Origin of the sequence: Microbacterium sp., assembly GCF_035277845.1 — a bacterium.
Taxonomy (GTDB): domain Bacteria; phylum Actinomycetota; class Actinomycetes; order Actinomycetales; family Microbacteriaceae; genus Microbacterium.
Genome location: NZ_DATEJS010000125.1, coordinates 1 through 10,240, shown reverse-complemented (window position 1 = coordinate 10,240; position 10,240 = coordinate 1). Strand labels below are relative to the sequence as shown.

The 10,240-nt window shown below is 66.6% G+C and carries 12 protein-coding genes; 10 read left to right on the top strand and 2 right to left on the bottom strand.

Annotation, left to right across the window (positions count from 1 at the left end; all coding sequences use genetic code 11):
* The 3 genes from VJR25_RS05340 to VJR25_RS05330 form a co-directional block, all read left to right on the top strand.
* Positions 1–263 (top strand): hypothetical protein (locus tag VJR25_RS05340; protein ID WP_324113281.1); only part of this gene is annotated, 263 nt, incomplete at its 5' end.
* Between the two features lie 335 nt (positions 264–598).
* Complete coding sequence (locus VJR25_RS05335; protein WP_324113285.1) at positions 599–793, top strand: XRE family transcriptional regulator; 195 nt, start codon at positions 599–601, stop codon at positions 791–793.
* A 216-nt stretch (positions 794–1,009) separates the two neighbouring features.
* Entirely contained in the window at positions 1,010–1,495 is a 486-nt protein-coding gene (locus VJR25_RS05330) for a DoxX family protein (protein ID WP_324113279.1), read from the top strand.
* 102 nt (positions 1,496–1,597) lie between these two features.
* On the opposite strand, the gene VJR25_RS05325 is transcribed toward VJR25_RS05330, so the two are convergent.
* Entirely contained in the window at positions 1,598–2,407 is an 810-nt protein-coding gene (locus VJR25_RS05325; RefSeq protein WP_324113277.1) for a DeoR/GlpR family DNA-binding transcription regulator, read from the bottom strand.
* 214 nt (positions 2,408–2,621) lie between these two features.
* On the opposite strand from VJR25_RS05325, the gene VJR25_RS05320 reads away from it, so the two are divergent.
* The 7 genes from VJR25_RS05320 (at position 2,622) to VJR25_RS05290 (ending at position 9,106) form a co-directional block, all read left to right on the top strand.
* Positions 2,622–3,923: a sugar ABC transporter substrate-binding protein gene (locus tag VJR25_RS05320; RefSeq protein WP_324113275.1), complete on the top strand. Its 1,302-nt coding sequence runs from the start codon at positions 2,622–2,624 to the stop codon at positions 3,921–3,923.
* A 71-nt stretch (positions 3,924–3,994) separates the two neighbouring features.
* On the top strand, positions 3,995–4,942 hold the full coding sequence (locus VJR25_RS05315) for a sugar ABC transporter permease (RefSeq protein ID WP_324113273.1): 948 nt from the start codon (positions 3,995–3,997) through the stop codon (positions 4,940–4,942).
* Positions 4,943–4,947: 5 nt separating this feature from the next.
* A complete protein-coding gene (locus tag VJR25_RS05310; RefSeq protein WP_324113283.1) occupies positions 4,948–5,790 on the top strand; it encodes a carbohydrate ABC transporter permease in 843 nt (280 codons plus the stop codon).
* Between the two features lie 41 nt (positions 5,791–5,831).
* A complete protein-coding gene (locus tag VJR25_RS05305) occupies positions 5,832–6,695 on the top strand; it encodes a ketose-bisphosphate aldolase (RefSeq protein WP_324113271.1) in 864 nt (287 codons plus the stop codon).
* Positions 6,667–7,923: an ADP-dependent glucokinase/phosphofructokinase gene (locus tag VJR25_RS05300; protein ID WP_324113269.1), complete on the top strand. Its 1,257-nt coding sequence runs from the start codon at positions 6,667–6,669 to the stop codon at positions 7,921–7,923. The genes VJR25_RS05305 and VJR25_RS05300 overlap by 29 nt, the downstream gene beginning before the upstream one ends.
* Positions 7,920–8,951, top strand: coding sequence for a class I mannose-6-phosphate isomerase (locus VJR25_RS05295; RefSeq protein WP_324113267.1), 1,032 nt, complete (start codon positions 7,920–7,922; stop codon positions 8,949–8,951). Before VJR25_RS05300 ends, VJR25_RS05295 begins: the two co-directional genes overlap by 4 nt.
* The gene (locus VJR25_RS05290; protein WP_324113265.1) at positions 8,948–9,106 is read left to right on the top strand and encodes a hypothetical protein; all 159 of its coding nucleotides are present in this window, start codon (positions 8,948–8,950) and stop codon (positions 9,104–9,106) included. Before VJR25_RS05295 ends, VJR25_RS05290 begins: the two co-directional genes overlap by 4 nt.
* 52 nt (positions 9,107–9,158) lie before the next feature.
* On the opposite strand, the gene VJR25_RS05285 is transcribed toward VJR25_RS05290, so the two are convergent.
* Positions 9,159–10,172 carry a carbon-nitrogen hydrolase family protein gene (locus VJR25_RS05285; RefSeq protein ID WP_324113263.1) on the bottom strand — a complete coding sequence of 338 codons (1,014 nt, stop codon included), beginning with the start codon at positions 10,170–10,172 and terminating at the stop codon, positions 9,159–9,161.
* Between the last annotated feature and the right edge of the window lie 68 nt (positions 10,173–10,240).

Here is a 10,240-nt window from a genome sequence, read left to right as displayed (position 1 = left end):
GGAACGCGTCCCATTCTCCTCGCTTGATCGCGCACGTTCCTTCGCATCGCCTTCAGCAGGCGTCAGTCGAAACGCGGAGCAGCCCGGTCGGCGTCCGCGGCGTCCTCGTGGTCGAGGTGCACTCAGATGGTAAGCCTCCGACCGTTCTTCCTTTCGTTCTGATCGATTCGGATGCGGGCCTCGGCCTCAAGCCGATGAAAGAGGAGAAGCTGGAACGTATGGCGGTCGAGATTCGGAAGAATCTCGTGCGCGGCGGGGTGTAGAGCGCTCGCATCTCGTGTTCAGGTCGAATCGCTCAGGGTTTGTACCGTCACCTGGGGAGGATGACTCTATCGTCGGCGGGTTCCGCTGGAGGTCCCCGCCGAGCCGCTCACCGCACTGCGCGTGCCCACGTTTCTTGCCCACACTTGAGCGGACGTGAGTGTCTGCGCGGCGCGGCCCCGCCCTCGCGTGACGACAACGCGCTCGAGAGCTTCGACGTGGCGCCGGTTAAGAGTCTTGAAGATCTGCTGCGGGACCGTCCCGTTAATCGGGCGCAGGTTGACGCGCACAAGCAGCGCCTGCTGGATGAGATGCGGGCGTATCGGGGCTCCGCGAGCTGCGTGAGGCGTCGCGCCTGACCCAGGTCGAGCTGGCGGCCCGGCTGCACGTCGGCCAGAACCGTGTTTCGCGGATCGAGCATGGTGACATCGAGCGAGCTCAGGTCGACACGCTGCGCAAGTACGTCGCGGCTGTCGGAGGGCAGCTCCGTGTCGAAGTGGAGCTGGGCGACGAGCGGATCCGCATCGCCTGACTCCCCACCTCGGGTTGTGTGCACTCCGCGTTGCCTCGTCGCGCACCGGGTTTGCGCGACGGCGCAGAGCGTGCCCGAGGCCGTTGACCGGCTCTTGCCCCCGTCGGAAGACTCCCATCACCCCGATGCGCGCGCCGACTCCTGTCGTCGCAATCATCCGCACCTTCGGGCTGAGGCACCCATCTACTCGACGACGAGAAAGGTCGCGTCATGCGCATGCCCTTCACTCCCTCCACCCGCGCCGACATCGCATCACTGCTGCTGCGCTTCGGCCTGCTGCTGGACTTCTTCGTGCACGGTTCGCAGAAGCTGTTCGGCGCCTTCGGCGGCGGGGGCATCGCCGGAACCGGCGCGTTCTTCGCCTCCATCGGGGCCGCCCCGGGCCCGCTGTGGGCGGTGATCGTCGGGCTCGTCGAGTTCGGAGGCGCGATCTGCATCGGGTTCGGGCTTCTCACCCGGCTGGCGGCCATCGGCATCGCCGTCGACATGACCGCTGCCATCGCCCTCTACAACTGGCCGCACGGCTTCTTCGCCGAGACCGCGACCGGCGGGTGGGAGATCAACATGCTCATCATCACGATGTGCCTGGCCGTCGTCTTCATGGGCGCCGGCTCGGTCTCGCTCGACGCGGTGCTGGTCCGTCGCTGGCAGGCACGGCTCGCAACCGCCGCTTCCCGCGACGCGGACCGTGCTCGCGTCTGAGCCACGCGAGGGACGGCCCGCCTCGGCGGGCCGTTTCCCGTTTCTGCCGATCGGAAGGGTGGGATCGGAGTCCCTTCGGCGCAGACCGCGTTGAGACGGCGCTCAGCTCTCGGCGACGAGGACCTGAACGTCGGCGGCGCCGAGTGCTGCGGCGAGGTCGGCGGGTGGCGTCGTATTGGTGATGAAGTAGTCGGCCGCCTCGAGCGTGGCGATGCGGGCGAACAGGCTGCGGTCGAACTTGGACGAGTCCGCGAGGATGGCGACGCGGGTCGATCGCTGCATCATCGCGGCCATCATCGCCGCATCCCCCAGGTTGCTCGTCGTATATCCGCCTTGAGCCGAGACGGCGCCCACGCCGATGAACCCGATGTCGGCGCGCACTTCGATGTCCTGGGCGTCGGGTCCGACGCGCATCGAGATCGGTCCCGTCGTCGTCTGCGACACGGTGCGGACCGGGCCGCCGAAGATGTACAGGTCGCGGAAGACGTTCGGAGAGATCTCGGCAGGGATCCTGAGGTTGTTCGTCGCGATGGTGAGGTTGCGGTGCCTCGGCAGATGGCGGGCCAACGCGAGGGTGGTGGTGCCGCCGTTGAGCATGATCACCGCTCCGTCCTCCACCAGGCCGACGGCGAGCTTTCCGATGGCCTCTTTCGCCGCCGCCTGAACGTGCAGGCGCACTTCGAGTTCGGTGTCGGGCTTCGTGCCCGCGGCCGGGCTGATCGCACCCCCGTGCGTCCGGATCAGCAGTCCTTCACTGTCGAGTTGGTCGAGATCCCGGCGGACCGTATCGGTCGACACTCCGAAGTGCGAGGCGAGCTTCGCCACGGTCACCTGGCCCACCTCGACCACGTACGCGGCCAGCTCGGCCTTCCGGCCCGCGGGAAGTCGCTTCTCTGCGTCAGACAGGCTCATCGTCATCTACCCCCTTGAGCTCGACTACGTGCGTCGCTGATCAGCATAGAACAGCGTAACGACGCATAGAACCTCATGTAAGCCCGCACGCCGATCAACCTCAACGCCAATTTGTGCTGATTTATGCTTGACGCCGCGGCGTCGACGCTCGTAACATGCAGATACCTGCACAAAGCAGTACAGAACAGCAACGTCTTCCAGTGAGGGGAGAATCATGAGCAAGGAAGCTCGCACGTCGGGGCGCCGAGTCCGCTGGATGATCAGCGCCGCCGCCGTGACCGCCACCGCGGCCCTGGCCTTGACCGGCTGCAGTGGTGGTGGAGGAGGGAACAGCGCCAACCAGAACGTGACGCTGACCTTCTCGCAGTGGTGGGCGCCCGAGATGCCGACCGGAGCGCTTCAGGGCATCGTCGACTCCTTCCACAAGGAGCACCCGAAGATCACCATCAAGCTGATCAGCGCCCCGTTCCCGTCGCTGCAGACGCAGACCATCTCGGAGGCCGCATCGGGAACCCTGCCGGACATCGTGGGCCTCGACGGATCGTGGGTGAACCCGCTGTACAAGCAGGGCGCCCTTCTCAACCTCACCGACGCGATGAAGTCGGCGAAGTACGACGACAGCCAGCTCGCCAGCCAGGTCGCCTTCAAGGGCAGCACCTACATGATCCCGGTGGTCAACTTCGTCTACCCGCTCTTCACCAACGACGCCGTCCTCGCGAAGGCGGGCATCACCGCGCCGCCCACCACGTGGAGTCAGTTCACCGCGGACGCCAAGAAGATCAGTCAGACCGAGAGCGGCGTGAAGGGGTGGGTGGTGCCGCTCGGCACCACGAACCCGAACGGCGCGCAGAACGACATCCTGTCCTGGGCGTGGGCTTCCGGCGGCAGCATGCTCAGCAACGGCGAGCCCAACCTCACGAACAACCCGGACGTCCAGGGCGCCGTCGACATGGTGAAGGATCTCGTGACCTCCAACGCGGTGCTGCCGGGAGCGAACAGCCTCCAGGAGACCGACAAGGTGACGAACTTCATCAACGGCCGCGTCGGGATGATGGTCGACTCGCTCGCCCACGTGACCACCATCACGAAGGGCGCCCCGAACCTGAAGTTCACCGTCTCCGCCCAGCCCGTCAAGGACGGCTACACCGGCACGAAGGGGATGCTGACGGCCTCGTGGGGCATCGGCGTCTCGGCGAAGACGAAGTACCCGACTCAGGCGTGGCAGTTCATCCAGTACCTGATGAGCAAGGACACGAACTCCAAGCTGTCCACCCTGGCCAACGGGTTCCCGGGGAATAAGACCTCGGCGCCGGACTTCTCTGGCGCGGATCCGCACTTCAAGACGGCGTTCGGCATCTACCAGCAGGCCAAGCCCGTCAACGAGTTCACCGGGCTCCCGGCAGCCGACCAGCTGATGACCTCCTTTCTCACCGAATTCCAGAAGGTGACAGCGGGTCAGGAGTCGACCAGCACGATGCTCCAGAACGTTCAGGCCCAGTGGAAGAAGCAGTTCTGACCTCGTTCTGACCCCAGGGGCCGGCCGCGTCGGATGACACGACGCGGCCGGCCACCCGGAAAGGGATCTTCATGACCATGTCTCCGCCGGACACCGCGCTCGTCATCACCTCGGCGCCCCGCAAACCCTCACGTCCGCACGGGCGCCGCGGGGTCTTCGAGCCGTACCTCCTGATCGCCCCGACCGTGCTGCTCGTCCTCGGGCTGATGGTCGTGCCGATCGTCATCGTCATCGGCTACTCGCTGTTCGACAACGTCGTCACCAACCAGAACCCCCAGTTCGTCGGGATCGCGAACTACATCACCGTTCTCACGGATCCGAACTTCTGGAACGCGGTCGCGAACACCCTCGTCTTCACGGTCGCCAGCGTCGTCATCCACATGGTCATCGGCATCGGATTCGCGCTGATGCTGAACTCGAAGCTGGTGCACGCACTCCCGCGCGCGATCTTCCGGGCGATCTACATCCTGCCGTGGATCTTCACGGCCTCCGTCGTCGCCGTCCTGTGGCGGCTGCTGCTCGACCCCTCCGGGGTGATCAACTACGTGCTGACGACGATCGGAGTGCTGCAGAACGCCGTGCCGTGGCTGGCCGAACCCGCCACCGCGCTCATCGCCGTGACCGTCATCAACATCTGGTCCGGATATCCGTTCTTCATGATCAGTCTGCTCGCCGGGCTGCAGGGCGTACCGACGGACCTCTACGAGGCGGCCCGGGTCGACGGCGCCGGACTCGTCCGCCAGTTCTTCAGCGTGACCCTGCCGGCGCTTCGTCCGATCGTCTTCAGCATGGCCCTGCTGGACCTGCTCTGGACGACGCAGCAGTTCACGCTCATCTGGGCCACCACCGGAGGCGGGCCGATCAACCACACCGAGGTCGTGAGCACCTACACCTACAAACTCGCGTTCAACAGCTACCAGTTCTCCCTGGCCTCCACCAGCGCCGTCGTCATCCTCGTCGCGTCCCTGTTCGTCGCGATCTTCTACGTGCGCCAGCAGAAGAAGGCGAGTCAGTTTTGAGCATCGTGATCAAGAACCGCACGCGACGCAGCATCGGCCGCGTGCTCCTCTACGCCGGCCTGGTCGTCGGCGCCGTCTTCGCCGGCTTCCCCGTGCTGTGGATGCTGTCCAGCTCGTTCAAGTCGAACGCCGACATCTTCGCGTACCCGCCGAAGCTGATCGATGGATCGTTCTCGCTCGACGCCTACTTCGCGGTCTTCACCGACCCCGTCAAAGTCGGCTACTTCGTCAACAGCTACATCGTGGCGCTCTGCGTCGTCGTCATCACCCTCGCCATCGCGCTGCTGTCCGCGTACGTGTTCAGCCGCTACGAGTTCAAATTCAAGTCGATCATCCGCGTCGTGATCATCGGCGTCCAGGCCGTGCCCCCGATCACGCTGCTGATCCCGTTCTTCGGCATCATGGTGGGGCTCGGGCTCTACAACACGTACCAGGGCCTCATCCTCACGTACGTGGTGTTCACCCTGCCGTACGCGATCATCATGATGACCGCGTACTTCGACAGCCTGCCGCGCGAGCTCGACGAGGCGGCGCGGGTCGACGGCGCCGGCTCCCTGTCGATCCTCTGGCGCATCCTCGTGCCCATCTCGGTTCCCGGGATGGTCTCCGTGGGCCTGTACACGTTCATGATCTCGTGGAACGAGTACCTCTTCGCGCTGACGCTCACCCAGACCGACGACAGGCGCACCGTGCCGGTCGGCATCCAACTCCTCATGGGCCAGAACAACTACCTCTGGAACGAGGTGATGGCCATGAGCATCCTCGGCTCCATCCCCGTGCTCGTGCTGTTCCTCATCTTCCAGCGCTACTTCATCGGCGGCCTCGCAGCCGGCGCCGTGAAGTCCTGACCCGACGATCCCCTCCGAAGCACAAACAGAAAGAGACGAACGTGCTGTACACAGGAAAGTCCATCCTCGACGTGGCGAACCAGAACAACTTCGCGATCCCCGCTTTCAACATCAGCGACTGGGCGATGTTCAACGGCGTCATGGACATCAGCGAGGAACTGGCTGCACCGGTCATCATCGCGATCCACCCGGACGAGGTCGCCCACATCACGACCGACATCATCCCGGCGATGCATGCCCGGGCGCACCGGTCGAGTGTTCCGGTCGCGATCCACTGGGACCACGGCGGCACGTATGAGCAGATCATCCAGGCCATCCAGTCCGGATTCACCTCCGTCATGATCGACGCGTCGCTGCTGCCCTTCGAAGAGAACGTCGCGCTCACGAAGAAGGTGGTGGATGCCGCCCACGCCGTCGGCATCCAGGTCGAGGGTGAGCTCGGCACCATCGGGGCGAACGACAGCTACGGCGAGTCCGGCGCCGCCGAGATCATCTACACGAACCCGGAGGATGCGGTGCGCTTCATCGAGGAGACGGGCGTCGACAGCCTCGCCATCGCGATCGGCACCTCTCACGGCCTCTACCCGTCCGACAAGAACCCCGAGCTGCGTCACGACCTGCTGCAGGAGATCAAGGCGGCGACCGGGATCCCGCTCGTGCTGCACGGCGGGTCGGCCAACCCGGACGCGGAACTCCGGCGCGCCGTCGAACTGGGCATCAACAAGATCAACATCTCCAGCGACATCAAGGTCTCGTACCACAACCGGATGCGGGAGGTGCTCGGCACCGACGAGCGCCTGCGCGAGCCCAACGCCATCCAGCCGGGCCCGATCGCTGCCCTGAAGGGCACCGCGGCGCAGAAGATCGAACTTTTCAATGCAGCCGGCAAAGCGGATCTCTACTGACGCGCAAGCCCCCTCGGGGCCCGGGCGGTTCGTCCTGGGCCTCGGGGGAACCATCGACGACGAAGTCGTCTGGGACCCGCAGCTCATCCAGCGCCTGGCGATCGAGCACGGGCTGCGCCGCGGGGACTGCGACTCCCGGCAGCCGATCCGTGACGAGCGCTCCCTGCTCGCAGTCATCCTCGGCTTCGCCCTGGAGCGCAGCGGCGGCGAGCGGTTCGTGGAATCCATCGACGTCATCACGCGGTTCGCGTCGAAGCACGACAAGACGATCACGCTCGGCGGAACGTGCGTTCGCGCCGCCCTCGCGATGCGCACGCTCGGTGTGAGGTCGACCGTCCATCTCGTCAGCATCGACAGCACGTTCCGGCAGCTCTTCCCGCGCGACTGCGATTACATCTCCAGCGCCACGCGGGAAGGCATGTACCCGCACCTGATCGTCCAGCTGCCCGAGACGGGGCGCATCGAGCTCATCGACGGACCCGTCTCGATCGAGGGTCCCAACCGGCTCATCTTCGTGAACGACCCGCCCCACATCGAGATGGCGTTGAGTCCGGACCTGTCCGAGGCGGTGTGCCGCGCACAGGGGGTGCTCATCTCGGGACTGAACGTGATGAACGACCCCGGACTGGTGGATCGGCGACTGCAGGAACTGCGCTCAGCGGTCGCGGGCAGGTCGCCCGCCACGGTCGTCCTGTATGAGGATGCCGGATTCCACACGCCCTCGCTGCACGAGGCGGTCCGCAGCGCGATCGCATCGATGGTGGATGTCTACAGCATGAACGAGGACGAATTGCAGTCCCACCTCGGCCGAACGGTCGACCTGCTCGACCCGGCCGCTGTGGACGAGGCACTCCGAGACCTGCGCGTCCTCATTCCCGGGCCCGCGATCGTCGTCCACACCCGCCACTGGGCACTCGCTTGGGGGCCGCGCTCACCCGAACTGGCTGCAGCGCTGCGCGGGGGAGTGGCAGCCGCGACCGCGCGCTACCTGAGCGGCGACGACCTCACGGCTGAACTCGTGGCGGGAATCGCCGAGCTGGAGCCGCCCCCGGCCGGCAGTGCCTTCGCCCAGGCCATCGAACGCATCGCGGCGGAACCGGTCGCCTGCGTTCCGGCGTATTCACTGTCCGTCGAGACCCCCACCACCATCGGCCTCGGCGACTGCTTCGTCGGCGGGTTCCTCGCCGCGCTCAGCACGCAGCCGTCCCCGGAGAGGATCCCGCAGTGACGTCCGTTCTGCAGCCCGTACTCCTGCCGATGAACCGCCCGACCCCGCGGCCGTATCGCGGGGGATCCGCCATCGAGGGCTTCCGCCGGCAGGCGCCGTCGGGCGACGAATGGGCGCCCGAGGACTTCCTCGCGTCGACCGTCACCACGTTCGGCTCGACCGAAGAGGGGCTGACCGTCGTCGACGGACGGTTTCTCCGCGACCTCATCGAGGCGGACCCCGTCGGATACCTGGGCGAGGAGCACGTCGCACGGTTCGGCGCGGATCCGCAGCTGTTGTGCAAGCTCCTGCACACCGGTGAACGGCTCTTCGTACACGCCCACCCTGATGCCCTCTTCGCGCGTCGCGAGCTCGGCGCGCCGACCGGCAAGACCGAAGCGTGGGTCATCCTGGCCGCGGACGAGACCGCGGGGAGTTCGGCTTGGCTCGGGTTCACGGAAGACGTCCCGGAAGAGCAGCTGACACGATGGTTCGACACACAGGACTCGGCGGCGATGCTCGCGGCGATGAACGAAGTCGAGCTGCATCCGGGCGACACCCTCTTCGTGCCGGCGGGCGTGCCTCACGCCATCGGCGAGGGCGTGCTGCTGCTGGAACTCCAGGAGCCCGCCGACCTCTCGGTGATCCTCGAATATGCACCGTTCGAACGACTCCGCCGGGAAGACGGGCTTCTCGGCCTCGATCCCGCCACGGCGCTCCGCTGCGTCGACCGCCGCGCCTTCGGGCCGGCACGCCTGGCCGACGCTGTCGGCGCGCTCTCCGGTCGGTCTCGCGCCACGCTCTTCCCCGAAGACGCGCAGAGCTACTTCCGGGCGGAAGCCCTGGCGCTCCGGCACGGCGTCGAGGAGCACCTGTCCGCCCGATTCTGCGTGCTGGTCGTCACCGCCGGTGCCGGCTCCCTCGCCTGGCGCGATGACCGGCTGGCACTCGAAGCGGGTGACGTCGTGCTCGTGCCGCACGGCGCGGGCGAAGTCCGGCTCTCCGGCGACATGCGCGTCACCAGGTGCATGCCGCCGTCCGCTGCGTGATCGCGCTCGGTGCACTGACCGGCACCCCTCTGCTGCGCATCCACATCGCGCTCCCGCTCGGCGTCGCCGCAGTCGTCAGCCTCGGCGCGGCCATCCTGGGCCACCTCGGCGCGCATGAGGAATCGAACCGTTCCCGGATGGCCGGTGGCCGATGAGACGGCGGCCGGCTGCGGCATCCTCATCCGCTCGGCGGAGAGTCCGGCTGCGTCAGAGTGCCTCGACGCCTTCCCGGACCTCCTCGAGGTCGGGGAAGGCCACCTCGGTCCCATAGTTCCCGGGCCCGGCCACGGGTCGCTTGGGAGCGGGGTCGAACAGGAGCCGAGTGACATCGGGGCGGGCGTAGTGGCCCGCTGGGTCGGCCGCGTTCTTCGCCAGGTCGATGTCGGCGAGGTCGATGTCCGCGCAGACGATGCCCTCTTGATCCGGCGGCAGCGCTGCGGTCAGCAGCGAGGAGTCCGGGCCGTAGACGCGGGCGTATCCGCCGCCGCCGTTGTAGATCGGGGGCAGGGAGCCGTCGGGAAGGGCGAAGGTCCGCGCGCCCTCGTCGCTCATGATCTGCGAGCTGACGATGACGAAGCTGCTTCCTTCCAGCGCGTAGGTCAGGGAGACCGCTCCGACGTTGGTGTCCGCGCTGAGGGCGGGGATGTCGTTCATGACACCGAAGCACGGCCAGGACGCGATGTGGATCTGCTCGTTCTGCGCGTACATGGCGTATTTGGTCAGGGGCTGCAGGTGCTCCCAGCAGTTGAGCGCACCGATCCTGCCGAGTGGTGTGTCGACGACTTTGATCCCCGAGCCATCGCTCTCGCCGAAGAGGGTCCGCTCGACGTGGGTGGGCTTGAGCTTCCTGCGGTGGAGGAGGATCGAGCCGTCGGCGCCGACGACGGTCTGCGCCATGTAGAGCGTGCCGTGGGCCTTCTCGCTGTGACCGAGCACCACGATGATCCGATTGTCCCGAGCGGCTTCCCGGATCCGCTTGAACGCGGGGTGGTCGGCGGTGAGCGAATTCGCGTGGTACCTGCCGACGAACCCGATCTGGGCCGGCGCCGGCAGGGTCCACAGGAACACCGGATAGCCCGGGATCCACGTCTCCGGGAACGCGACGAGCTGCGCGCCCTTGCCTGCCGCCTCTTCGATGAGGCGGATGGTCTTCTCTGCCGTCGCGTCGACGTCCAGCCAGACGGGCTCTGCCTGCACAGCGGCGACTCGGATGGTTGCCATGAGATCTCCTGGTCTTGTTCTCGTCCGGGTGGGACTAGACGGCGTCGCCGCCCGCTGTCTGTCCGGCC

Coding starts and splice junctions, on each gene's coding strand:
- VJR25_RS05325 (WP_324113277.1), bottom strand. CDS start 2,407: ATGAGCCTGTCTGACGCAGAGAAGCGACTTCCCGCGGGCCGGAAGGCC.
- VJR25_RS05330 (WP_324113279.1), top strand. CDS start 1,010: ATGCCCTTCACTCCCTCCACCCGCGCCGACATCGCATCACTGCTGCTG.
- VJR25_RS05300 (WP_324113269.1), top strand. CDS start 6,667: ATGCAGCCGGCAAAGCGGATCTCTACTGACGCGCAAGCCCCCTCGGGG.
- VJR25_RS05320 (WP_324113275.1), top strand. CDS start 2,622: ATGAGCAAGGAAGCTCGCACGTCGGGGCGCCGAGTCCGCTGGATGATC.
- VJR25_RS05285 (WP_324113263.1), bottom strand. CDS start 10,172: ATGGCAACCATCCGAGTCGCCGCTGTGCAGGCAGAGCCCGTCTGGCTG.
- VJR25_RS05315 (WP_324113273.1), top strand. CDS start 3,995: ATGACCATGTCTCCGCCGGACACCGCGCTCGTCATCACCTCGGCGCCC.